20 protein-coding genes and 1 tRNA gene are annotated in these 23,643 nt (G+C 45.0%); 12 read left to right on the top strand and 9 right to left on the bottom strand.

The window, feature by feature from the left end; translation table 11 throughout:
- Positions 1 to 15 precede the first annotated feature (15 nt).
- Entirely contained in the window at positions 16 to 2,103 is a 2,088-nt protein-coding gene (locus tag ABFW99_RS04505) for a TonB-dependent receptor family protein (RefSeq protein ID WP_349355764.1), read from the bottom strand.
- 82 nt (positions 2,104 to 2,185) lie between these two features.
- Between ABFW99_RS04505 and murI the strand changes: the two genes are divergently transcribed.
- The gene (gene murI / locus ABFW99_RS04510; RefSeq protein ID WP_349355763.1) at positions 2,186 to 2,995 is read left to right on the top strand and encodes a glutamate racemase; all 810 of its coding nucleotides are present in this window, start codon (positions 2,186 to 2,188) and stop codon (positions 2,993 to 2,995) included.
- Positions 2,996 to 3,067: 72 nt separating this feature from the next.
- On the opposite strand, the gene ABFW99_RS04515 is transcribed toward murI, so the two are convergent.
- The gene (locus ABFW99_RS04515) at positions 3,068 to 5,116 is read right to left on the bottom strand and encodes an OPT family oligopeptide transporter (RefSeq protein ID WP_349355762.1); all 2,049 of its coding nucleotides are present in this window, start codon (positions 5,114 to 5,116) and stop codon (positions 3,068 to 3,070) included.
- A 164-nt stretch (positions 5,117 to 5,280) separates the two neighbouring features.
- Between ABFW99_RS04515 and ABFW99_RS04520 the strand changes: the two genes are divergently transcribed.
- Together ABFW99_RS04520 and ABFW99_RS04525 are read left to right on the top strand one after the other, a co-directional pair.
- On the top strand, positions 5,281 to 5,766 hold the full coding sequence (locus ABFW99_RS04520) for a DUF6265 family protein (RefSeq protein ID WP_349355761.1): 486 nt from the start codon (positions 5,281 to 5,283) through the stop codon (positions 5,764 to 5,766).
- Positions 5,767 to 5,911: 145 nt separating this feature from the next.
- Positions 5,912 to 6,157 (top strand): hypothetical protein, encoded by a 246-nt coding sequence (locus ABFW99_RS04525; protein WP_349355760.1) that lies wholly within the window; start codon positions 5,912 to 5,914, stop codon positions 6,155 to 6,157.
- 85 nt (positions 6,158 to 6,242) lie between these two features.
- Here ABFW99_RS04525 and ABFW99_RS04530 read toward each other — a convergent pair whose 3' ends face one another.
- Together ABFW99_RS04530 and ABFW99_RS04535 are read right to left on the bottom strand one after the other, a co-directional pair.
- Positions 6,243 to 7,574, bottom strand: a complete 1,332-nt coding sequence (locus ABFW99_RS04530; RefSeq protein ID WP_349355759.1) for a PhoH family protein — start codon at positions 7,572 to 7,574, stop codon at positions 6,243 to 6,245.
- 222 nt (positions 7,575 to 7,796) lie between these two features.
- Positions 7,797 to 8,570 (bottom strand): TrmH family RNA methyltransferase, encoded by a 774-nt coding sequence (locus ABFW99_RS04535; RefSeq protein ID WP_349355758.1) that lies wholly within the window; start codon positions 8,568 to 8,570, stop codon positions 7,797 to 7,799.
- A 206-nt stretch (positions 8,571 to 8,776) separates the two neighbouring features.
- Between ABFW99_RS04535 and amaB the strand changes: the two genes are divergently transcribed.
- Entirely contained in the window at positions 8,777 to 10,285 is a 1,509-nt protein-coding gene (gene amaB / locus ABFW99_RS04540) for an L-piperidine-6-carboxylate dehydrogenase (RefSeq protein WP_349355757.1), read from the top strand.
- Positions 10,286 to 10,351: 66 nt separating this feature from the next.
- On the top strand, positions 10,352 to 10,855 hold the full coding sequence (locus ABFW99_RS04545) for a cupin domain-containing protein (protein ID WP_349355756.1): 504 nt from the start codon (positions 10,352 to 10,354) through the stop codon (positions 10,853 to 10,855).
- A gap of 12 nt (positions 10,856 to 10,867) precedes the next feature.
- Here the strand turns inward: ABFW99_RS04545 and ABFW99_RS04550 are convergent, their stop codons facing one another.
- The 5 genes from ABFW99_RS04550 to ABFW99_RS04570 form a co-directional block, all read right to left on the bottom strand.
- A complete protein-coding gene (locus tag ABFW99_RS04550; protein ID WP_440707436.1) occupies positions 10,868 to 13,417 on the bottom strand; it encodes a CotH kinase family protein in 2,550 nt (849 codons plus the stop codon).
- A gap of 107 nt (positions 13,418 to 13,524) precedes the next feature.
- On the bottom strand, positions 13,525 to 14,391 hold the full coding sequence (locus tag ABFW99_RS04555) for a DUF3667 domain-containing protein (RefSeq protein ID WP_349355754.1): 867 nt from the start codon (positions 14,389 to 14,391) through the stop codon (positions 13,525 to 13,527).
- 6 nt (positions 14,392 to 14,397) lie between these two features.
- Positions 14,398 to 15,738 carry a pyridoxal phosphate-dependent decarboxylase family protein gene (locus tag ABFW99_RS04560; RefSeq protein WP_349355753.1) on the bottom strand — a complete coding sequence of 447 codons (1,341 nt, stop codon included), beginning with the start codon at positions 15,736 to 15,738 and terminating at the stop codon, positions 14,398 to 14,400.
- Positions 15,738 to 16,613, bottom strand: a complete 876-nt coding sequence (locus ABFW99_RS04565) for a DUF3078 domain-containing protein (RefSeq protein WP_349355752.1) — start codon at positions 16,611 to 16,613, stop codon at positions 15,738 to 15,740. The genes ABFW99_RS04560 and ABFW99_RS04565 overlap by 1 nt, the downstream gene beginning before the upstream one ends.
- Positions 16,614 to 16,630: 17 nt before the next feature.
- Positions 16,631 to 17,134: a phosphoribosyltransferase family protein gene (locus ABFW99_RS04570; protein ID WP_349355751.1), complete on the bottom strand. Its 504-nt coding sequence runs from the start codon at positions 17,132 to 17,134 to the stop codon at positions 16,631 to 16,633.
- Between the two features lie 122 nt (positions 17,135 to 17,256).
- Here ABFW99_RS04570 and ABFW99_RS04575 point away from each other — a divergent pair, with 122 nt between their 5' ends.
- The 7 genes from ABFW99_RS04575 to ABFW99_RS04605 all read left to right on the top strand — a co-directional run bounded on the left by ABFW99_RS04575 (position 17,257) and on the right by ABFW99_RS04605 (position 23,471).
- Entirely contained in the window at positions 17,257 to 17,568 is a 312-nt protein-coding gene (locus ABFW99_RS04575) for a YtxH domain-containing protein (protein WP_349355750.1), read from the top strand.
- On the top strand, positions 17,561 to 18,730 hold the full coding sequence (locus ABFW99_RS04580) for a DUF2851 family protein (RefSeq protein ID WP_349355749.1): 1,170 nt from the start codon (positions 17,561 to 17,563) through the stop codon (positions 18,728 to 18,730). The genes ABFW99_RS04575 and ABFW99_RS04580 overlap by 8 nt, the downstream gene beginning before the upstream one ends.
- Positions 18,731 to 18,778: 48 nt before the next feature.
- Positions 18,779 to 18,849, top strand: a tRNA-Gln gene (locus ABFW99_RS04585).
- Between the two features lie 104 nt (positions 18,850 to 18,953).
- The gene (locus ABFW99_RS04590; RefSeq protein WP_255133262.1) at positions 18,954 to 19,886 is read left to right on the top strand and encodes a ribose-phosphate diphosphokinase; all 933 of its coding nucleotides are present in this window, start codon (positions 18,954 to 18,956) and stop codon (positions 19,884 to 19,886) included.
- Between the two features lie 19 nt (positions 19,887 to 19,905).
- Positions 19,906 to 20,625: a 50S ribosomal protein L25 gene (locus tag ABFW99_RS04595; protein ID WP_349355748.1), complete on the top strand. Its 720-nt coding sequence runs from the start codon at positions 19,906 to 19,908 to the stop codon at positions 20,623 to 20,625.
- A 44-nt stretch (positions 20,626 to 20,669) separates the two neighbouring features.
- The gene (pth, locus tag ABFW99_RS04600) at positions 20,670 to 21,227 is read left to right on the top strand and encodes an aminoacyl-tRNA hydrolase (protein WP_349355747.1); all 558 of its coding nucleotides are present in this window, start codon (positions 20,670 to 20,672) and stop codon (positions 21,225 to 21,227) included.
- Between the two features lie 60 nt (positions 21,228 to 21,287).
- Positions 21,288 to 23,471 carry a sodium-translocating pyrophosphatase gene (locus ABFW99_RS04605; protein WP_349355746.1) on the top strand — a complete coding sequence of 728 codons (2,184 nt, stop codon included), beginning with the start codon at positions 21,288 to 21,290 and terminating at the stop codon, positions 23,469 to 23,471.
- Positions 23,472 to 23,643 lie beyond the last annotated feature (172 nt).

Genomic DNA, 23,643 nt, shown 5'->3' on the forward strand with positions numbered 1-23,643 from the left:
TTCAAAATTTAACATTTAGAATTCATAATTAACCTTCATCCCGCCAAACCAATTTCGGGGTGCGGCAGGTTGATAGTATCGCTCACCAAAAGCATTCAGGTCATTCCCAAGGCTGTACTTTTCATCCAGCAGGTTGTCGATCCCCACAAAGAAATCGAAAGCCCAGTTTTCAATGAACTCTTTTTTGAAGCCCATTTTGGTCTGTACCAGGTGATAGGGATTCGAATAAACGGAATTGGCATCATTCAGGGGGATTTCATCGGTAAAGTTATAGGATACGTTTCCATAAAATCCGGCTTCGGTTCCGGCAGTTATTGATGACACAATGGTATGTGGAGCTACGCCGGTCAGCTTATTACCGGAATAATCATTTCCGTCTTTCACGTAGTTCACAAATTCAAAATCGTGATAGGTGTAAGATAAGCTCCAGTCCAGCTGTTGTACAAATCCGGCCGTGTTCCTAATCAGCCCCCAGTTTGTAGCCAGCTCCAATCCATACTGATCGGTGGCTCCGGCATTTCTGAAAATAACGGTCGAATTACGGTTCGACTGCTGCTGTACGATCGTTTCTTCCAGCTTGAAATAGAAGGCCGTTATATCGTAGGTAAAGCGTGCACTTACAATGCTTCCACGTGCACCAACCTCAAAATTGGTTCCCTGCTCTGCTTCCAAATCCAAAGCGATGCTGCCTTCATTGGTTCTGAACTCCTCAATGGTTGGTGGCGAAAAGCCATAACTGATACTCCCATGCAGTGAAAGAGCCGGACTAAACTTCTTCAGCAACCCGATTCTCGGGATGATTTCTGGCTCAAAGGTTTTACGTGCAACACCAGTTGTATCACCACTGAGATTGGTAACCAAGCGATTCAGGCTATATTCCAGCCGGTTGTAACTGAGTCCGGCCGTGAGATAAAAATCAGCGGGCAGATCCATTTCCGTATTGAAGAACAGCAACGAAGATTGAATCTTTATTTCATCGTCAAAGTTTAACGCGCCCACTTTGCTGGTGTCATTTTCGAAGTTACGGGCTGCGTAGTTGGCCGCCTGAAATTCACCCCCAACCGTGAACCGGGTTCGTACTTCTCCGATATCCGTATCAAAGTAAAAACGGGTTCGCCCACCACCTGATTTTCGACTGTCTTTTTTGTAATCCAGATTAAAGGGGTTTTCAAAGGCACTAAAGGTTCCGTAAACATTCGTCAGATTGGAGATGTTGTCCGTAATTTGCACGTCATGGCTGAATCCCGCTAAGAAAGATTGCTGATCTATACTCGCATTCGATTCCACACTTCCCAGCACAAATGGATTTCCCGGCCGCGCCTGACTTGGATCATTTTGATATTGCTCCAGCGTCAATCCGCCCGGAATTCCATAGTTGAGATCCGAATACAAGAAACTGGTCTTGATTATCTGCTTGTCATTCAGCTGAAACCGCCCGGATAATTCTGCTGTCTGTCGGTTGAAAAACGTCTGATCCCTGTATCCATCCGCATGTTGATTGGAATAGTTGAACCGGAGACTTCCTGTTTCAAATTGATTTTGGGCATAAGCTGAATATCGCTGTAGTCCGTATGAACCTAGCATCAAGCCTGCTCCCACCTCATTTTGGTTCGACTGCCGGCTTTCCAGTAAAAGCGCTCCTCCATTTCCGGCTCCGTATATACTGCCGGCCGGACCCCGAATTACCTCCACTTCCTGCATATTAATTACATCCAGCAGGTTCAGAAAGGTACTCCCCGATGGCTCAGTAAAAGGAATGCCATTCCAGTACACCTTCACATTTCGTACCCCGAAAGGAGCACGCAGCGAACTTCCGCGAATGGCTACCCGGTAACTCCCGGGGGCACGCTGTTCTATTCGAACACCGGGTACCGAATTCAATCCATACAGCAAAGAGCCTTCATCAAATCCACCGATTTGTTCAGGCTTCACATTGGTGATTGCACCAGGCGTTTCCATCACGCTTCGGTTTCCTTCATAACCAACTACTACAACATCTCCCAGGTCGGCTTTAAGAGTGTCTATATCCTGACGTGCATAGAGGTGACCAGAAAAAGTTAGAACAAATGTCAGTAAAATTACCGCGGATGATTTTATGTGCATGGGAACAAATTACAAAGCCTTGTATTAAGATTTAAGAATTGAATACCTTCTGGCAACAAATAATTCACTACCGACCAGGCATTTGCAAGATTTAAAGAACGCACCCATAGGAATTTTCGACTCAGGTATTGGCGGACTTACCGTAGCCAAAGCCGTCATTGATACTTTACCCAATGAAGATATCATTTATTTTGGCGATACGGCGAGGGTTCCGTATGGTATCAAATCAGAGGAAATGGTGCGTTCTTACGCTCTTGAAATCACCCGTTTTTTGTTGAAGCGGGGGGTAAAGATGATTCTGATTGCCTGTAATACCGTCTCAGCCTCAGCCAAGGAAGAAATTATTCAGGCCGCCGGCGACATTCCGGTTCTGGATGTAATTACTGCCGGAACTAAAAACGCTGTTACCCAGAAAAACCACCGGCATGTCGGTGTGATTGGCACTTTAGCCACAGTAAACTCAAAAGCCTATGCAAAATCCATTCATGCTTATGACCCTGCCATAACTGTGACCCAGCAGGCTTGCCCCATTTTGGTTCCATTGGCCGAAGAAGGGTGGATTGATAATGACGTAGCCATCCAGACTTTACATCATTACCTGGATCATTTTGAGGGAAGCGGCATCCAATCTCTTATTTTGGGATGCACGCATTACCCGCTTTTTAAAGATGTAATCCCCAAAGTACTCAAAGATCAACAAGTCGAAATTATTGACTCAGCTGAATCCATTGCAGAATCCGCTAAAGCTAAACTCGATGAATTAGGGTTGCTGAATGAATCCGGTGGAGATTTTCGGTGCTACGTGAGCGATCGCCCCCAGCGTTTCCATGAACTGGCCGAACGGTTTTTAGGCCGCAGCCTGAACGGTGTTGAAGTTGTAAGTTTGGGGTAAAAGCACTCAGCTTACAGGATTCAGCTGTCAGCTTTTGGAATTGAAAACTGACAGCTGATTATTGATAGCTAACTATTCTCCTTTCTTCACGGCCACTTTGTACAGCCAGACCATAAAGCAGATAGCCGCTCCGACACCGAGTATATCCGTTAGCCAGCCCAGGCCTTCCGGCATAATGCGTAGTGCGTCTGTGCTTTCGAATAAAGCAAATGGGATAGCCAGAATGATTCCAATTAGAGCCTCACCTGTTATCAACCCGGATGAAAACAACAAGCCTTTACGCTCGGCTGTAGTTTCTGCCTCTTCGGGACTTTCCCCATTTTCAACAGCACGATTTTTGACAAAGCGGGCAGCTGTCCAAGCAATCATTCCTCCTAAGAAAATAGGAACCGATAACTCTACAGGCAGATAAATCCCAACTGCTACCGCCAAAACCGGGGTTCTGAATTCCGATCCTTTTCGTTTCAGAATTTGATCCATAATGATAATGGCAACAGCAATCAGCCCTCCAATAATGATCATTCCCCATTCCAGGTTTCGTGCAAATACACCTTCGGCTACCGACTGCATAAGCGTTGCCTGTGGTGCCGTCAGCATTTCTTCGGGATTCATTCCTTCACGCGGAAAAACGCCGCCCAAACCATAGGCATTAAATAAAAGACTGAGAATGGGTGCAATCACCAAAGCGGCTGCCACCACACCTACTACCTGCATGATCTGCTGTTTGTAAGGTGTGGCTCCCACCAGCTGTCCGGCTTTTAAATCCTGCAGATTATCTCCCGCAAGGGCCGCAGCACATGCGATCATAGCACCTACAATAATTGCCGCAGCGGCTGCAGTCGTTGCTTTTTCCATATCAGCTGTGAAGTCAACCTGACTTCCCAGAATAGCCAGCAAACAAAGCGAAGTTGCAAGCACCGTAGCAATAGTCACCCCTGAAATCGGGTTATTGGACGAACCAACCAAACCGGCCATATAACCGGCGACTGATGAAAACAAAAATCCAGCAAACAGTGAAAACACTACTCCGAATGTAATAGCCGTCCAATAAGCTCCGCCGCTCACCGCCAGGTGCTCGATATCAATCACGTACATAAACACGATAAATATCGGGATGGATAATCCTAAAATTCCCCACACCACAATATTGATTGGGGTATCCAGCTCTGTACGGGGGATATTTCCACTGCCATTGTTCTTCAACTCCTTCACGGCTGCCATGGATGATTTAATTCCATCCACCAGTGGCTTGGCCAGAGAAATAAGAGCCCAGACGCCACCAACAACCATAGCACCCACACCCAGGTATCGAATTTTTTGACTCCAGATGGCAAGGGCGGCATCATAACCTTCAGCAGCTCCTACAATAGCTGAAATTTCTTCCGGACTCGTAACCGCCATATAAATCGGGATTCCAAACAACCAGGAAATCAACCCCCCCGCAAAAATCAGTACGGCAATATTCAGTCCAACGATATATCCTACGGCTAAAAGCGCCACCGATAAATCGGCTCCCATTCCAAAAATAGACTTTCCGGCTTTAACCGACCCGCCAACAGAACCTGCAAAAACCTTTAACCCGGTCTGACTAAGCTTAAACAATGCAGCTGCAATACCCGCTTGTATAATCGTTTTGATACCGGCTCCGCCTTCGGTTCCTGCTTTCAGAACCTCCCCCGTTGCCACCCCTTCCGGAAACTGGAGCTCGCTTTCTACAATTAAAGCCCTGCGCAACGGGATGGTAAACAGCACTCCCAAAATCCCACCAAACATTGCGATGGCCGCCGTTTCCATGAACGGGAAATCCAGCCAGTATTTAAGTAAAATCAGTGCCGGTAGTGTAAAAATAACCCCTGCCGCCAACGACTCACCCGCTGATGCAGCCGTTTGCACAATGTTGTTTTCAAGGATGTTTGACTCTTTGAACAGCTTCAACACCGCCATCGAAATAACGGCAGCGGGAATGGAAGCAGACACCGTCATCCCTACTTTCAGGCCCAAATAAGCATTGGCGCCGGCCAGAATTGCCGATAAAATAAATCCAAGTACAACGGCTTTGACGGTAATTTGGGGAAGGTCGTCTTCCGCAGAAACAAACGGGGTAAATCCTTTCTTACTCATAGGTTCGATTTAGGCTAAAAATTAGGTTTGCCGTAAATAACGAATTTTCGTCTTTGATGCATAATATTTGGTGAGTGTTAGATTTCTTGGATAAAAATAGTATTGTCCCTTTTCCTGTATCCCGGTTGTTATATAGGTAACCCGATCATTTTAAATAAACTGCTATGAATAAACTCATTACACTTCTCGCACTACTTGTCGGAAGCCTTTCAGTATCTCATTCTTATGAAATATTACCAACCGAGGGTGCTTCCGAAAACAAATTTGACATCGAAGATTTCGGCTGGCTGGTGGGCTCCTGGACCGGAGATGGTTTTGGCGGAATCTCCCACGAAACCTGGGCAGAACCGGTGAACGGAACCATGATGGGCATGTACCGGCATATCAATGCCGAGGGTGAATTGAATTTCTATGAATTTCTGCTGCTGGATGAAACCGGTCTCCGGCTCAAACACTTCAATCCTGATTTAACAGGCTGGGAAGAAAAGGATGATATGCTCACCTTTGAAATGATCAGCTACAGTAAAGACAAAATTGAGCTTAAAGGTCTTACCTTTGAGAAGAAGTCAGATACTGAAATGACCATTTCCCTGAAAATGAAGCGCGGGGGTGAATTACATACCGAGGTTTTTAATATGAAAAGAGATTAAGGTTGCTTCTTGAACGAATCCCGAATTTCGATTAGCTATATCTTTTTTGAAAAGTTTGTTGATATGAGGTTTCGTTAGCCTCTTACCCAAATCTGCGTTATTTTCAGGGAAACGTTTACTTTGAAATAAAATCCTTAGTTCCTTTATGAAAACCATTGCCCAGCTTACGTACATTCCTTTATCCGAAGAAGATCCCCGAGAAAAAGTGCAGGACCTGCTGGAGCACCTGGCTCAATATGATGTTGAAATTGAGGTTGGCTACTTGTCTACTACCATTATCGGAGCCCCTAAAACGGTTTTTGAAGTAATCGAAGATCTTTACGACACCATGTCTCTGGAGAGCGAGAAGTTTCGTTTTCATGTAGAGTTGTTAAGTCCGGAGAAGGGGTAATAGGTTTTAGGGGCAAGGTGTTAGGTTTTAGTTGTTCTTGAATGAAAACACTAAAACCTAACACCTAAAACCTTCCCCCTAATACCTACAACAGTTTTGAAGCCAGGTTAGCCAGTTCGGAACGCTCTCCTTTCTCCAGGTTGATGTGAGCATACATTTCATTGTTATTCATACGATCCACCAGATAGCTGAGTCCATTACTCTGGGCATCCAGGTAAGGCGTGTCTATTTGGAAGATATCCCCGGTAAACACTACTTTGGTATTTTCGCCCGCCCGGGTGATGATGGTTTTAACTTCATGAGGAGTTAAATTCTGTGCCTCGTCGATAATAAAAATTACGTTTGATAAACTTCGTCCGCGGATATAAGCCAACGGCACAATGCGCAGCTTCTCGGTCTGCAACATTTCATCAATCTTCTTAAATGGCTTACTCGTTTCTTTGTACTGATTTTTGATGAAGCTCAGGTTATCCCACAGCGGCTGCATGTAGGGGTCAATTTTAGCGTTGGCATCGCCGGGAAGAAAACCAATATCCTTATTACTTAGGGGTACAATCGGTCGGGCAAGATAAATTTGTTTGAAATTACTCCGCTGCTCCAGTGCACTTGCCAAAGCCAACAGTGTTTTTCCCGTTCCGGCAGCTCCGGTAATGGTACAACACATGATATTTGGATTCTGAAGGGCGTGGAGCGCAAAAGTCTGTTCCGCGTTTTTGGGTTGAATGCCATACGCATTGTTTTTCTCGACCACTTCTACCTTTTTGCTCTTCGCATTATACCAACCAAGTCCCGAGGAGCCGTGGCTTTTCATAATGTAATAATGGTTACAAATCGGATCGGCTTCCATCAGTTCTTCGGGCTTTATCTTTCCTTTTTCATAAAACTTACTGACCACCGAAGGGTCTTCAATTTCGAGAGACGTTTTACCTTTATATAAATGCTCAATATCCTGAATCCGGATGGTTTCATAATCTTCAGACTCCAGGTTCAGCGCCCGGGCTTTCAGGCGCAGGTTGATATCCTTGGAAACCAATATCACCCGCTGATTTGGGTTCTCTTCTTTCAGGTGAAGTGCTGCATTAATAATCCGGTGATCATTCTTGTCGGAGCCGTACACCTTAGTGGCATCCATCGAATTGTTTCCGTTGGTAATCACCCGGAGGCTTCCATGTGAACGCCCGTTCAACGGAATCCAGTTCTGCAACATATTGGCATCCGAGATTCCATCCAGGTACCTAATAAATTCCCTTGCATGCAGGTTAATGACGTTATTCCCCTTCTTGAAAGTATCCAGTTCTTCAAGAACCGTGATGGGGATGGCTACATCGTTTTTTTCAAAGTTTCGGACAGCTTCATAATCGTAAAGCAGAACAGAGGTGTCGAGGACGAAGATCTTCTTTGGTTTCTTCTTAGGCATAGATGAGAGTGTTTGATTAGTCTTGCCATATGTACCAGCCGGGTAGATGATTGTATGAGCGGCTTTTGTAATAAAGCTAAAGCCCAAACCATTTGCAATATGCAGCCCTTATTTAATGGAAATTTAATGGATGGGGTTGGTGATATGGTGAAGAGGTGATAAGGTGATGCGGTGACTTTTTTAAATGACTTGGCTTCATCACTCTATCACCCTATCACCCTATCACCCTATCACTTCATCACTTAACCCCCATAAAGCTATACTAACCGCAATAGCTGCATTCAGGCTTTCCACTTTATCCTGACCCGGTGCCGAATCTATCCTGACTTTCTGCCTATCGGAATTCAACAAGTTTTCACTGATTCCATTTCCCTCATTCCCAACAACAATGATTGTTTTTTTTGCGGGTTGAACCGATCTCAGGCTTACACTTTCTGCCCCACCGTCAAGCAGTACAAATTGCCACCCGGTTGCTTCAAGTTCAGTGAAAATTTCTTCCAATTCGCCTGATAATACCGGAATACTACCTGTGGCTCCGGCCGTGCTTCGCACTACTTTGGGGTGATACACATCCACACTTCCCCTTCCGGCAATTAACGCTTTTGCTCCGAACCAGGCCGCTGTTCGCAGAATCGTTCCCATATTTCCCGGATCCTGAATGGCATCGGTAGCAACGATCACTCCCTCCCCATTCTTCAATTCATCTATACCGACTTCACCTGGCATCCTACAAACAGCCAAAATCCCCTGCGGATTATCCGTATCAGCAACCTCAGCCAGCACATCCTCTTCTATTGCAACACTAATAGATGACAGCTGATTACTGACAGCTATCCCATTAGATACAAAAACAGTTTCAACTTCCACCAGTCCATTCTCAACAACCTGTTCAACAGCCCGCTCTCCCTCAACTACAAACCGCTGCTCTTTCTCGCGGTACTTCTTACGGGCTAATTTTCGAAGTAACTTTATTTCATTATTTGATGCTTTTCTCATGCTTCAAGAATACAGAACTCAGGATTCAGAATACAGTCTTTCTATCCCAACCTTTCCAGGGTTACAACAGTTTTCTCGAATCGGGCAGTTTAGTTTAACCCTGGAAAGGTTAACTGATGAAGACTTTCTCCACCTGAATTCTGAGTTCTGTTTTCTGACTACTCACTTCCCTATCTTCACCCAAAAATAAGAGCAAAATTATCGTTATGGAATTTTTGAAGACATTAGGCATTGAAGGTATTAATCCCGGAACCAGTACCGGACGCAAACATCACGAGAGCAAAGAAACCATCAGCAGCTTCACCCCAACGAATGGGGATAAGATAGCTACTGTGGGAGTAACTACCCGCGAGCAATACGATCAGGTGGTTGAAGAGGCCCAAAAAGCATATAAAGTATGGAGCCAAATGCCGGCCCCTCAGCGTGGTGAAATTGTGCGCCAGATTGGCCAGAAATTACGCCAGTACAAAGAACCCCTGGGTAAACTGGTTACTTACGAAATGGGTAAAATCTACCAGGAAGGGCTCGGTGAAGTTCAGGAAATGATCGATATCTGTGATTTTGCCGTGGGGCAGTCGCGTATGCTTTATGGTAAAACCATGCACAGCGAGCGCCCTCAGCACCGTATGTACGAGCAATGGCATCCTCTGGGGATTGTGGGAATTATCTCTGCGTTCAACTTTCCGGTGGCCGTATGGAGCTGGAACGCCATGATAGCTGCCGTTTGTGGAAACGTAATGATTTGGAAAGGCTCCGAAAAAACGCCCCTTTGCGGAGTGGCCGTTCAAAAGATTGTAGCTAAAGTGCTCAAAGAGAATGACCTGCCCGAAGGAATTTTCAACCTGGTTACCGGAGATCGTGAAGTAGGGGAATGGATGACCGAAGACGATCGCATCCCTCTTATTTCTGCAACCGGCTCCATCCGGATGGGTAAAGAAGTTGCCAAAACCGTAGGCGGACGATTAGGAAAAACCATCCTTGAGCTGGGCGGAAACAACGCTATTATCATTTCCGAAGATGCTGATGTCGAAATGGCCATCCGGGCAACCGTATTTGGAGCCGTAGGAACTTGCGGTCAGCGTTGCACCAGCACGCGCCGGCTTATCGTTCAGGAATCGGTTTATGATCAGGTCAAAGACCGCTTACTCAGTATCTATGAGAACATAACTATTGGTGACCCTCTTGACGAGAGCACGCTGGTTGGGCCTATGATTGATCAGGGAGCTGTAGATCAAATGCAGAAAGCTCTGAAGGAAGTTGAAAAAGCTGGTGGTAAAATTATAACCGGTGGAGAGCCTTTGGATGAAGATGGTTTTTATGTGAAACCGGCGATCGCCGAAGTTGAAAACCATTACGACATCGTTCAGGAAGAGACTTTTGCGCCTATCCTCTACCTCATTAAATACAAAACGCTGGATGAAGCCATTGAGCTGCATAACGGTGTGAAGCAGGGACTCAGCTCGGCCATGTTTACCCTGAACATGCGTGAAGCTGAAAACTTCCTGAGTGCCCGCGGCTCCGATTGCGGAATTGCCAACATCAATATTGGAACCAGTGGGGCTGAAATTGGCGGTGCTTTTGGCGGTGAGAAAGAAACCGGGGGCGGACGCGAATCCGGTTCCGATGCCTGGAAAGCCTACATGCGTCGCCAAACTAACACCATGAACTGGGGTGATTCGCTGCCGCTTGCACAGGGCATCGATTTTGATGTTTAAAATTTCCTATTGAAACACGTAGGGACACAAGATTTTGTGTCTCTACGTGGTATTCAATATAAAATCATGGATACAATAGAAAAACTAATCGCCCATTTTGATCTTCAGGAACACCCTGAAGGCGGTTATTTCAAGGAGACGTACCGAAGTGAGGGTGTTATTCCCGAAGCTGTTTTCCCGAATACTTTTGAGGGAAGCCGTAATTACAGTACGGGTATTTATTTTCTGCTGACCTCAGACACTTTCTCCGCTTTTCACAGAATCCGGCAGGATGAAATGTGGCATTTTTATCAGGGTTCGCCGCTTACCATTCACATGATCAGTCCGGATGGCAACTACTCTAAGCAAGTGGTTGGGTTGGACTTCGAAAACGGAGAGCTTCCTCAATTCACCGTACCCAAGGAGTATTGGTTTGCAGCGGAAGTCAACCAACCAGACAGCTATTCATTTGCAGGCTGCACGGTTTCTCCCGGCTTTGATTTCCGGGATTTTGAACTGGCCAAAGAAAGAAGTTTAAGCAGTAAGTTCCCCAAACATAAAGACCTGATTTCCCGACTTACCCGAGGGTAGATCCCTTATTAATTACTTGATAAGGGTAAGCTTACGAATCATTGTTTGGTTACCGGCATCCAGTTTATACAAGTAAACCCCGCTCGAAAATTTACCGGACGATGCATCCCAACTCAATGAATGGGTTCCCTGTGGTTTCACTCCATTCTCAAGCACGGCTACTTCTCTCCCCATAATGTCATATACCGTGAGCTTTACCCTGCCCGGTTTATCTAAGCGGTAAGAAATGGTGGTCGTCGGGTTAAAGGGATTTGGATAATTTTGATACAGCTCAAAGCCTTTTACTGCCTCTTCAGGCTCCTCTTTCTCTGTTGCTACCAGTACATCGCTGTTCTCTGCTCCCGGAGTACCGTGACCTTCCGAAGCGGCCCAATTTTCCGCTTTTGAATTATCCAATCTTGGATGGGTTAATGAAAGAGTGGCACCTTGTCCATCCGCTTCTGCCGGCCAGGGCGAGTCATCACTGTAGGTAACCTGATCCACGATTTCTCCATCATCATCAAAAAGACGAAGAAGTTCTCCGCTTCCGGCAAAACCAAAGTCGATATCTCCCACAAAATTATTTACTTCAGGAAACAGGGAACTAAAACTTACACTATCCCGGGTGAGCACCAAAAACCCTTCGCTTTCCAATACGGTACCTTCGGAAAAAGTAAATACGTGCTCATCATCTGAATCAGAGAAATACCAGCCTCCTAAATCAATGTGAGTGTCGGTATTATTGTAAAACTCAACCCAGTCTTCGGTATCAAAATCTTCGGCTGAGTTATAGTTTATCTCATTAATTACAACCGGAGTATCATCGGAAAGGTCATTCCTTTTAAACATGGCCGTTAAAGACGTCTCCCCATCAATGGTTATATCAGCAATTGAACGAGTACCGGAAACAGCACCACTCCAGCCTACAAATGTATAACCCGCTGCCGGGACCGCTTCGATATTGGTGGGGATGGATTTATAGATCAGCACCCAGTCTGTAGTATCCGATCGTACCGTTTCTACATTAACTGAGCCTCCTTCAGCCGGGCTGGAAGACACTTCGAGTTTGCTTACGCTAGGGAGCTCAAAGAAATCCTGAAGATGTGTCCGGGCTTTTGTTTGCCGATTTCGAACAAAGAACTTCATTTTCTCGATGTGCTTATCCCAGTTCATCCCTGAACCCAACCGAAATGATTTCTCCCACCTTTCCATATGACGCGGCACTTCCGGTTCTATCAGAGATGCTGTACTGTCAATAACACCCAAAAGCCGTTGAGGCGAGAAAGACGCATGAATATGAATGCTATATCGCTGAATAAACTTATTCCTGAAAGTTTCATTAGTTAGCAAATTCCTGAATAAAAACGTCGACCATGCAGGGTTTGCATAATAAATGGTGTTGGTTGTTGCCACCAGGTCCAGGCTGTTGGTATCATCCTGCCCATAGCTATGGCTGTTCATGGTCATGTCCATGTCGTACATGATCCATCGCCACTTTCCATCCGCACTTTGAGGCCTCCAGTAACGGATATTGTTGGCCGGCCAATCTCCATTTGCCATATAAACCTGAGTGATCACATAGTCGATATACTGATCCACATCCATTTGGCGGCTAACCCACTCGTAATTTTCCTGTACCGACAGGTCGTTATTCTCTATAAAATCAATCATAGCCTGGTAATGCGTATCGGCCCCCTCTTTTACATCCATATTTCCGGTGAGAATATCGAGTTGTTCTTCATCATAGCCATAATTCGATTCGATAAAATCTTCATTTTGCTTTTCGCGGAGGATGTGTATTCCCCAATATTCTCCATTCAGAAAAACGGCAACAGGCTTAAAAGCCTGATACCCTAAATCCATCCTATCCTTTACCATTGCCTGAATGGATGCGTTTCGGATCATGGCCCGGTACCAATCCTGTCCACCACTTCTCAATGCAAGCCGGTCGAACTCGGTGAAGGGCTTGTCTTCAAAAAGCGGATAGTTCAGCTTCTTGAGGCCATAACCTCCCCGAAAGTAGATATCCAGCGACTTTTGATCATACAGGCGGGTGCAACCACCCCCGATTTTTACTCCCGCATTAACGCTAAAACCAGGTGTCCTGTCTTTTTCAAAAAAGGTTAAATGAACAGGCCGTTCCCAATCCTGATTCCAATTTCGGGGAGTGCTTCGGCAGTATCCCGGAATGCCATTGGTACCTTCCACGTAGATACCTGCACTGTCGGAGAAAAAACCGGGCGGATTTGTGGTAACTGACAAAACCGGTAATTCAGTGGGTTCATCAATAAAGTAAGATCTGAAAATATATGAGGTATCAGTCCGGTTGCCTGATAATATCATAGCCCGAAGTACAGACGTCTGATTAATTATTACCGAATCCTGAAAAAGCATGGCCGAGGTGTCTGGTATTTCTCCGTTCAGAGTATAGAATACAGAAGACGAATCATCAACACCCATAACTTCAACAACAACCGAATCGGAATAAAAACCACTTTCTGTTATGTCTATTGTATTAGGCTCCTGAGCCTGAACCATGACATAAGGGCAAAGTGAAATCAAAATTATGGATACTTTCAGCAAGTGGTTTTGAAACATTTTCTACAAATTGAATGGAATTGATTACCCGTAATTAAAGGCCTTTTGAAGAATAAGAGGTGAAATAAAATGTAATTTATTTTTGACCCGTTTTATCCGAAAACCTTCATCCATCCCAAAGTAACAAATAACAGGATGAGGCGATAAGTTTGAATGAGCGGGACAAATGCGGCGTTTAAGAGAATCACTTTTATTCCCTTTGTCAAAACACTTCCGGTAAAAAAGTTTCTGTATAGGAAATAGCCATATACATTCAGAATCAATAAAACGGTAACAGACAAACTCATCTCAGTAATTAATTCCATCATCCCATCAATCTCAAAATACGTTGCAATCAGCTTATAGGAACCGGGAAGTACGGAACATAGAAATAATACCAAAAAGGCATTCAGAACTAAGCTGTAATTGATGTGATATAGTAAAGGCTTTTCATTTCTTTTGCTAAGATTACATAGCCATGTGACCATAGAAAAAACAAGTGGCAGAATGATAAGCAGCGCTTTTGAAAGGATTTGCGTCAGCTCATTGTATTCCGGGGCAAATTCGGAATAACTCATTCCGGCAGAAGCGATAAATGAAGTAATAAAACCCTCCGTAAACTCGCTGTAAGGAAGGCGGTTTAGTTGCGTATGCAATGTAGTTTTAAAAGTATCCACTGCCGGAAATATGAAATAAAACGCATTTGCCAGAATGAAAAGCTTGATGGGAGACACATACTTTTTCCGAGCTCCCTGCACATATTCTGTAATGTAAACCTTTGGCCTGGTCAGAAAAGCCTTGAATGTATTCAGAAAACTGTTCTCGAAATTCAGCCAGCCATTCACAAACTCATTGAAAAGAACCGATACCCTGTAATCTTTCTCCGATAACTTCCGCTGCCCGCATTCCGGGCAATACGGGGTGTTAAAAGGCTTATGGCCACAATTCGGGCATTCTTTTATATCAACCAATTCCGACATGGTTGACTATATAGCTTTTTCAATCCTTTGGAGCAACTCCTTTACAAAAGCTTTTTGCTCCGGTTTCATAAACACACTCCTTAGAATAGTCACCTGATCCGAGTCTACATTATATTCGGGGTGAAGTTGAGTAAAAGTGCCTGCAGGAATTTTATACAGGGAAAGGTAGAATGACTGCTCCCTCATACCGGCATCAAACACGGCTTTTGATTTTTCTGAAATCTCCGATGTTGTCTCTGCTTCTGCCGGGAAGTATCCCAGGATATCCAACTCCGGTTTCTTGTAAGCTTTCAGCTTTTCACTTGTGCTGATCAGTTCGTACATGTTTTGGGCTGCCTGCAAACACTTTTTCAAAACAGGGCCGAACCCTTCCTCTTCTTCTAAGGGAAATAGTTGCAAGGTAGCCCATAGAGCAACTGCTGCTGCCCCGGCCCTGGAACATTCCAGGCTGATTTCTCCAAGGTGAAGATCTTCCGAAGTGAAATAGGTATAGGGAGAATCATGCTTATAGAATTTACCTACAGTCGGGTCTTTGAAAAGCACACAGCCACAACCATAAGGCTGAAGCCCGTGTTTATGTGGATCCACTACAATGCTGTCGGCTTCCTCCATGAGTTTCCAGCACGTTCCGTCTATGATCCCGGAATCTTTGAGAGTCCTGAAGAACCCGCCATAGGCCGCATCGATATGGATGCGTATTCCATGTTTTTTTGCCCAGGGCAAAATCTGGTCAAGAGGTTCAACTTCTCCCAAACCGGTAGTACCGAGTGTGACAACTATGGTTCCCATTTCTTGCGGATCTGTAGCATCCAGATCAAAAGAACCATCATCCTTCAACGGCACCTTTATTCCCTCCACCCTCAATACTCCACACATCCGATGATGGGTGTAATGGGAATTTTCCGAGAAGGCAATTTTTTTATCAGGATGAGATTCCCGTGCTACCCAAAGAGCTTCCAGGTTAGCAATGGTTCCGCTTGCTGTAAGGTGTCCCAAAAACTCTTCTCCATATCCAAAAAAGTGCGCCAGATCAGCCAACACTTCTTTTTCCATTTCAGATGATGGAGGCCCGCCGTCTAATGCATGGTTATTGGGGTTGATGGACATCGCCATAGCATAGGCCGCCCAAGTAAGCGGATGAGGTGGCTTCAGCATCTGCCCCGCGTATACCGGATGATGAAATGGAAAATTACATTTCAACCGCTGCACCAAGCGGGCAAAGACTTCCTGCTCCTTTTTTTCAGAAACCGAAAGCGAGTCGTCCTGTTCCCACTCTCCAAAAGAAGCCTTCCACTCTGAAAGCTGCTCCAGAGCCCGGTCTAAAGTTTTTTGCGCGTTTTCATCCATTAGTAAAGGTTTACAGAAACACCGGCAGACAGAACCTGCTTAAGCTGTACTTCACTGGAAAAGTCATTGTCGTAGCGAAGTTCGAACTGAAACGAAGCGCTCACTATACTGTTGATTTGCCCCACCAGTTCATTCCCCCACATTACATCTGTTTCGCTGACGGGAATCAGGAAATTGGTAAAGGTTTCCAGGCTGCTGCTGTACAATATGTTTTCAGCTACTTGTTTTTCAAAGGTGATGCCGGTCGTTAAACCACCTTCTGACCGGAAATTATCGCCCGGATCAAGACCATACACTGCAGACAAGCTGTCATTATTTACAATGGTTTGCTTAAGTCCCAAACCCGCTTCGAATGTAAAAGCGTTGTTGGGTTCGTATGCCAAACCAACTCCTTCATTAATATAAGCAGGGGCCATAAAGTCTGAGATCAAGACATCAGGAACTCCTTCTTCACTGCTGTATTCGTAACCTTTATCAAACTGGGTTTGAAAGCCAACGACACCATAGGCAGCCAGTGAGCCGTCTTCCTCGAAGGTATAAGTAAACCGGTTTCTGATAGAAATAAGGTCATCCGTTTTACGGACCCCTTCGTTCTTAATTCGGGATTGCCCGTACTTCACGTTGGTTCTGAATCCATAGGCAAATTGGTCCTGCCGGTAAAGTAAATTAAGAACGGATGAACCCGTACCGCTCACCGAGCTGGCGCCACCCTGAGACCAATTACTGTAGGCTGCTTGAGAACCATTAAAACTGGCCACCCATTTTTGTTCCCATCCGCTTAATGTATCGGGAATGGTAATGGTTTGGGCTGAAATTGTTAGTGAAATAAAACTTAAAAAAAGAAAGGCTGTTAAGGCTTTAATTCTGATGGTCATTTTACAATTTTGGTTAGTTAATTATTCTTAAAAAGTACGGCTTGATTCAGGGAGCTATTTTTCAGCATCACCTCAATATGTTCTCCGGGCTTGGTAGGCACGGTTATACCCATTAAGTCTGTTCGCAGCGGGTACTTTCGGTGACCCCGATCCAATAAAGCAGCTATTTCAATACTTTCAGGCTCATATACACTACAAACAGCTGACAGTGCACCAAACATAGTTTTACCGGAGAAAATCACATCATCAACAAGCAACACAAACTTATCGTTGCAATCCGGAAGGCTGCTTTTGGATGCCTTTCCCTGTACATCATATCGGTGCACCTCGATATCAGTTCCCATTAATTCTTCGAGACTCTCTCCAAGAAGCCGGGCCGTTGCTTCTCCTCGTTCATTCAGGCCAATCAATACCATTTCTCCTTCATTCTCTTTATTGACTCGCTCCCAAACCTGTATCGCCATTCGCTTAAGCGTGCGCTCCATCCGCGCCCTGTCCATTAATACAATCTGCTTTTTCATAACCTGATTTTAAAATTTAGACAAATGTACCGTTTTCTTTACTTAGTGTTAAAAAATAACATAAAAAACACGACACAATTTGTTATCTTAACAGTGTTAACCATAACCTAAAAGAGAGAACTATGAAACGAGTACTTGGAACATTATTAGTAAGTGCCACTGCCTTTGCCGGAGGTATGGTAACCGCTCTACTGCTATCCCCGAAAAGCGGAGAAGTAAATCGGCGCTGGGTAAGCAAGCAGGGGAAAAAGACCAAAGGCATTCTGGAAGAGAAAAGCCGTAAATGGAGAGAAGACAGTGAGAAAAGAATTGACCGCTTTTCCAAAGGCGTAAAAAGAACACTGAAAGATTCCGTCCCCAACTTATACGAAGCCACCGAAGATCTTTATTTTTCGGAGGGAGAGGAAGTAGAAGAAATTACCCGACATGGCTGAACCGGGCTTTGCATATTCAGAAGCCTTTTTACAATGGATTTGGGAAAACCTGCTTTTTGATCTCTCGGACTTGCAAACAATATCCGGGAAGGCTGTTACCGTCCTGAATCCCGGTAAGAAGAACGCCTCAGACGGCCCTGATTTTAAGCAGGCCATACTCGAAATTGACGGGCTTCGCTGGCATGGCAACATTGAGCTTCATACCAAAAGCTCCAACTGGAAATCGCATGGGCACCACTCTGACCCAAATTTCGACACGGTTATTCTGCATGTTGTAGCTGATTCAAATCCTGAACAAGTTCAAACACTGAACGGCAGCCGGCCTTTCACGCTCAATATTTTACCCTACCTCTCCGATAAATTACACCTATTCCTAAAGAATTTTGAAGAACACTCCCCTGAATTACCCTGCACCTCCGGCTTCCATTTCATTTCCGAAGAAGCTTTCTATCAACAAATAGAACTCGCGCACCGGGAGTATTTTGAAAAGAAGTCCGATGATTTTCTCAGCTTTTTCGATCCCAACCTGCTTCCATCAAAGGCCTGGAAACAGGCCCTTATTATTTCTATTTGGGATGGGCTTGGCATTCCACATAACCGGGTTGCCATGGCTGAAACTGCCTCAGAGCTGTTAACAAAATGGAGTGGGCAGAATATAACAGAAGGCTTGGCACTGAGCCTGGAAATGGCCGGGTTCACAAACTCCGATTCAACCCTGAACTGGAATTATAAAGCAGTCCGCCCCGCGAATCACCCTAAACAACGGATTGAACAGGCCGTTAGATTAAGTGCGGCTATTCTTCGGCAACCATTTAACCATTTTCTTTCTGCTGATGCGATTCACCTTTGGGAGCAATGGTTCACAAAAACCGCGCTCAGCCAAACCACCCGCTTCGAAATTTTATTTGGCACGGTTTATCTTCCCGGGCTCTTTGTGTTGGGAAATTTATTCGCTTCCGGCTCCCTGAAATCAGCTTCACTCTCAAGCTGGAAAAATTTAAGAACCCCGATACCGGCCTCTTTACTCAAAAAGTTTCAGCCTTTCCATCTTCAGGACAAACGATATCGCAGAAAGCTGGGCTCAATCCACCAATTGAATTCATATTGCAAAGCTTCCCGGTGTTCTGAATGTTTTGTACTAAAAAAAGCGATTCAGTCTTGATTGCTTTTAAAGTGATTTCTATCTTTGGAGTCTGTCAACGACATGAATTGCCCGGTCGTCTAATGGCAGGACAGCTGGTTTTGGTCCAGTCAGTGGGGGTTCGAATCCTCCCCGGGCAACATATTTAGCTAAAGGATGACTGTTAAGCCATCCTTTTTGTTTATTTGGTGTTGTTTACATGAGTAAACACCCAGTATTAACCTGAACTGAAAGCCCGCGCAAAGTGGACACACCTCTGGCGATTTTTTCCGGAACAAGTAACCCGGCTTTGGCAAGAGCAATTGCTGAAGAATATGGCACATCGCTTGGCGATGTAACCATTAAGAAATTTTCGGACGGAGAGCAGTACGTTAAGTACGAGCAAAGTATTCGGGGTGAAGATATTTTTGTCATACAATCTACGCCCCCTCCAGGTGATAACATTATCGAACTTTTGTTATTGCTGGATGCTGCTAAACGAGCTTCTGTGAAAAGGGTAACCGCTGTAATTCCCTATTTTGGATATGCCCGGCAGGATCGCAAAGATCAGCCCCGGGTTTCAATAGGTTCAAAATTAATGGCTAACCTGTTGGTTAAAGCCGGTGCCGATCGCATCTTGACAATGGATTTGCACGCAGCGCAGATACAAGGATTTTTTGATATCCCGCTTGACCATTTATATGCAAGCCGGGCTTTTATTGATCATTTTACTTCCAACCCTATCGATAACCTGGTAGTGGTAGCACCTGACGTAGGCAGCCTTAAAATGGCCCGAGCCTACTCCAAGAAATTAGGTGCTACGCTTGCTTTTATTGATAAGAGAAGGCCTAAGGCTAACCAGTCTGAAATCATGAATCTGATTGGGGAAGTAGAAGGAAAGAATGTGTTAATCGTCGACGATTTGATCGACACGGCCGGAACATTGACGAATGCTGCAGCAGCTTTGAAAGAACGAGGCGCGCTCAGTATTGTCGCAATTTGTACACACCCGATTTTGTCGGGTCCGGCATTTCAGCGAATCGAAGATTCGCCTATTGATGAGTTGTTGGTAACGGATACCGTTCAGCTTCGCCAGCCTTCGGATAAGATTAAAGTGCTGAGCATTGCGAATATTTTTGCTGAAGCTATACAACGCATTCACACTAACGACACTATCAGTGCACTGTTTGATAATTAATGATTAAGGTAAACGCATTATGGCATACCCAGAATTAGTAAAACTTGAAGGAAAGGTCAGAGAAACCAGCAAAAAGGCGAATAAAGCGCTCAGGGAAGAATTACGTGTCCCGGCTGTTCTCTATGGTCCCGATGTTGAGGAAAATGTTCATTTTTCTATTGATGAGCTTGAATTAGAGAAGATTTTAAGAAAGCCTCAAACCAAGCTTCAGGAACTCACTGTTGACGGAAAATCCTACAAAACCCTGTTAAAAAGAACGGAATTTGATCCGGTTACAGACCGTCCGATCCATGCCGACTTTTACGTATTGGCTGACGATCAGAAAGTAACACTTCGTGTTCCTATCAAGATTACAGGAAATGCGAAAGGGGTTGTTGAGAACGGTGGTCGCGTATTTAAACCAATGAATTTTGTGCGAATTCGCGTTCTTCCTGCTGACATTCCTGCAGAGTTTGAAATGGATATTTCTCCACTCGAAATCGGCCAGTCTTTCCATATTTCTGATTTGGACCTGGAAGGTATTATTCCTTTGGATGACCTCAGCAGAACTATCGTTACCATTCGTCCTCCGAAAGGTGCCGACTTCCTCGAAAATCTTGTGGCAGGTATTGCTGACGAGGCTGAAGAAGAAGTTGTTGCTGAAGGCGAAGTGGCCGAAGGTGAAGAACTTGCTGAAGGTGAAGAAGCTCCTGAAGGTGAGGAAGGAGAAGATTCTTCTGAAGAAAAAACAGAAGAATAACATTTATTTGATACCCGAGAACGGTAACGTGATCCCTGCTTGATATGTCCCTTATTGTTGGATTAGGAAATATCGGGCAAGAATATGAAGGAACACGTCACAACATCGGTTTTGAAATTGTTGACGCGATAGCTGAAACTCTTTCTACCACATTCAGGCCTGGAAACGGGCCTTTTGTGGTTGCAGAAGGAAGGCATCGCGGGCGGAAGGTGGTGTTAATTAAGCCAACTACTTATATGAATAAAAGTGGAGTCGCGGTACGAAAAGCACTTTCTGAGTATAAAACAGACAAGCAGGACTGCCTTATTGTTTATGACGACCTTAATCTTGACGTCGGTGACGTAAGGTTGAGACCACAAGGCAGCGCCGGCGGTCATAACGGGATTGCCAATATCATCGAGTTGCTGGGAACACGTGAGTTTCCCCGACTCCGTTTTGGCATTGGCAATGACTTCCCCAAAGGCCGGCAGGTAGATTTTGTACTATCGCCTTTCAGCAATTCAGACCAAAAATATTTAGAAGAGGGCATTCAAAAAGCCCATGATGCCTGCCTCTGTTTTGTGCGGGAAGGCATCGCAAAAACTATGAACAACTTTAATTAATGAATGTTGACTGAAGTAAATCTTCAGCACATTGAACTTAAACTAACGTAACGGGAAACAATGCATACTTTAGTCTATCTAATACCGGTGGCAGGGGTGCTCGCACTTTTGTACACTGCATTTAAATCTTCCTGGGTATCTAAACAAGATATCGGGACCGAAAAAATGGAACGCATCAGCAAGCATATTGCCAGCGGAGCCATGGCCTTCCTTAAAGCTGAATACAAAGTTCTTTCTATCTTTGTAGTTGTTGTAGCTGTAATTCTTGCTTTTAGTGCCGACCCAACCACTTCCAGCTGGATGGTTGCCATCTCTTTTGTAATCGGTGCTCTTTGTTCCGGCCTGGCTGGTTTCATTGGAATGAAAGTGGCCACTAAGGCTAACGTTCGAACAACGAATGCTGCCAGAACAGGACTTGCAAAAGGACTTGAAGTTGCTTTCGCCGGTGGTTCTGTAATGGGACTTGGCGTAGTTGGGCTTGGCGTTCTTGGACTCAGCGGATTGTTTATTCTTTTCGGAAACTTGTTTGGCCTGGAAGGTGCAAACGCTGTTAATAAAGTACTCGCTGTTGTAACCGGATTTTCATTCGGTGCTTCTTCGATCGCCCTTTTTGCACGTGTTGGCGGTGGTATTTACACTAAAGCTGCTGATGTTGGAGCCGACCTTGTAGGTAAAGTTGAAGCCGGTATTCCTGAAGATCACCCGTTAAACCCTGCTACTATCGCCGACAATGTTGGTGATAACGTAGGCGACGTTGCCGGTATGGGCGCTGACCTTTTTGAGTCTTATGTAGGATCTATTATTGGTTCTATGGTATTGGGTGCCGCTTTTATGACGATTCCCGAGTGGAGTGACAACTTCAACGGACTTTCAGCAGTACTGCTTCCTTTAGTTCTTGCAGGAACAGGAATCATTACCTCCATTTTAGGGACGTTCTTTGTTCGCGTTAAAGAAGGTGGAAACCCACAAACAGCCTTGAACATTGGTGAACTACTTTCCGGTGTAGTAATGGTTGTTGCATCCTATTTCATTATTACCTGGATGCTGCCATCAGGATGGACCTTCAACGGAATTGAATACACTCCAATGGGCGTTTTCCTTGCTACCTTGTTTGGATTGGCTTCCGGACTGCTGATTGGTTTTGTTACTGAACATTATACAGGAACCGGAACCAAGCCGGTTTGGTCTATTGTAAAGCAGTCTTTAACCGGATCTGCTACTAATATTATCGCCGGTGTAGGTGTTGGTATGATTTCTACAGCTATTCCAATCCTTATTATTGCCGGTGCCATTATCGGAGCTTACCACTTTGCCGGACTGTACGGTATTGCGATTGCCGCTGTTGGTATGCTTGCAAATACAGGAATTCAGTTAGCGGTAGATGCTTACGGCCCAATTTCTGATAATGCGGGCGGTATTGCTGAAATGTCTGAGCTGGAGCCGGAAGTACGTGAGCGTACCGATAAGCTTGATGCTGTTGGTAACACCACTGCTGCTATTGGTAAAGGATTTGCGATCGGTTCTGCAGCCTTAACTGCTCTTGCACTTTTCGCAGCTTTCATTACTGCCTATAATGCAACGCACGAAGTTCAGCTTACCGGAATTGATATTACCAATCCGTTTGTAATGGCTTCTCTTTTTGTGGGAGCTATGCTGCCATTCTTATTCTCTGCCCTTTCCATGAATGCGGTAGGACGTGCAGCTATGAGTATGATCGAAGAGGTTCGTCGCCAGTTTGCTGACATTCCTGAGTTGAAAGAAGCACTGGGAGCCATGAACCGAAACGAAGGCAAGAAACTGGCCGACTGGTCTGACGAAGACCGCGCCATGTTTGAAGCCGCAGACGGTAAAGCTGAATACGAGAAATGTGTTGAGATTTCTACCTCTGCTTCTATCCGTGAGATGGTTGCCCCCGGACTTCTTGCTGTAATTGTACCGGTTCTTTTTGGCTTCATTGGTGGAGCTGAAATGCTGGGTGGTCTTCTTGCAGGTGTTACTTCTGCAGGTGTTCTTATGGCTCTGTTCCAGTCTAATGCCGGTGGTGCCTGGGATAACGCCAAGAAGATGATTGAAGAAGGCGTTACCATCGACGGTGTTGAATATGGAAAAGGCTCTGAGCCTCATAAAGCCGGTGTTGTTGGTGATACGGTTGGTGATCCTTTCAAGGATACTTCCGGTCCTTCACTGAACATCCTGCTTAAGCTGATGTCAGTAGTTGCGCTTGTAATTGCAACCATGATTTAAGCTTAGAAAGCACGTATTTTAAAGCCCCGCTCATAAATTATGAGCGGGGCTTTTTTGTTATTTGAATCAATCAATTTGTTCTCTCAAGTCATCCTGATCCCGAAAATTTGGGGGAAGGATCTTCAACAGCATTTAGCGATTATGATGTACTATCAGACTCATGAAGATCCTT

This window comes from Gracilimonas sp. BCB1 (genome assembly GCF_040117685.2).
Taxonomy (GTDB): Bacteria; Bacteroidota; Rhodothermia; order Balneolales; family Balneolaceae; genus Gracilimonas.

What these genes read in the sequence shown, in the direction of transcription:
- ABFW99_RS04525 (WP_349355760.1), top strand. Translation starts at nt 5,912, where the DNA reads ATGAAAACCATTGCCCAGCTTACGTACATTCCTTTATCCGAAGAAGAT.
- amaB (WP_349355757.1), top strand. Translation starts at nt 8,777, where the DNA reads ATGGAATTTTTGAAGACATTAGGCATTGAAGGTATTAATCCCGGAACC.
- ABFW99_RS04580 (WP_349355749.1), top strand. Translation starts at nt 17,561, where the DNA reads ATGGCTGAACCGGGCTTTGCATATTCAGAAGCCTTTTTACAATGGATT.
- ABFW99_RS04545 (WP_349355756.1), top strand. Translation starts at nt 10,352, where the DNA reads ATGGATACAATAGAAAAACTAATCGCCCATTTTGATCTTCAGGAACAC.
- ABFW99_RS04555 (WP_349355754.1), bottom strand. Translation starts at nt 14,391, where the DNA reads ATGTCGGAATTGGTTGATATAAAAGAATGCCCGAATTGTGGCCATAAG.
- ABFW99_RS04560 (WP_349355753.1), bottom strand. Translation starts at nt 15,738, where the DNA reads ATGGATGAAAACGCGCAAAAAACTTTAGACCGGGCTCTGGAGCAGCTT.
- ABFW99_RS04605 (WP_349355746.1), top strand. Translation starts at nt 21,288, where the DNA reads ATGCATACTTTAGTCTATCTAATACCGGTGGCAGGGGTGCTCGCACTT.
- ABFW99_RS04530 (WP_349355759.1), bottom strand. Translation starts at nt 7,574, where the DNA reads ATGCCTAAGAAGAAACCAAAGAAGATCTTCGTCCTCGACACCTCTGTT.
- pth (WP_349355747.1), top strand. Translation starts at nt 20,670, where the DNA reads ATGTCCCTTATTGTTGGATTAGGAAATATCGGGCAAGAATATGAAGGA.
- ABFW99_RS04595 (WP_349355748.1), top strand. Translation starts at nt 19,906, where the DNA reads ATGGCATACCCAGAATTAGTAAAACTTGAAGGAAAGGTCAGAGAAACC.
- ABFW99_RS04565 (WP_349355752.1), bottom strand. Translation starts at nt 16,613, where the DNA reads ATGACCATCAGAATTAAAGCCTTAACAGCCTTTCTTTTTTTAAGTTTT.
- ABFW99_RS04515 (WP_349355762.1), bottom strand. Translation starts at nt 5,116, where the DNA reads ATGAGTAAGAAAGGATTTACCCCGTTTGTTTCTGCGGAAGACGACCTT.
- ABFW99_RS04520 (WP_349355761.1), top strand. Translation starts at nt 5,281, where the DNA reads ATGAATAAACTCATTACACTTCTCGCACTACTTGTCGGAAGCCTTTCA.
- ABFW99_RS04570 (WP_349355751.1), bottom strand. Translation starts at nt 17,134, where the DNA reads ATGAAAAAGCAGATTGTATTAATGGACAGGGCGCGGATGGAGCGCACG.
- ABFW99_RS04575 (WP_349355750.1), top strand. Translation starts at nt 17,257, where the DNA reads ATGAAACGAGTACTTGGAACATTATTAGTAAGTGCCACTGCCTTTGCC.
- ABFW99_RS04535 (WP_349355758.1), bottom strand. Translation starts at nt 8,570, where the DNA reads ATGAGAAAAGCATCAAATAATGAAATAAAGTTACTTCGAAAATTAGCC.
- ABFW99_RS04505 (WP_349355764.1), bottom strand. Translation starts at nt 2,103, where the DNA reads ATGCACATAAAATCATCCGCGGTAATTTTACTGACATTTGTTCTAACT.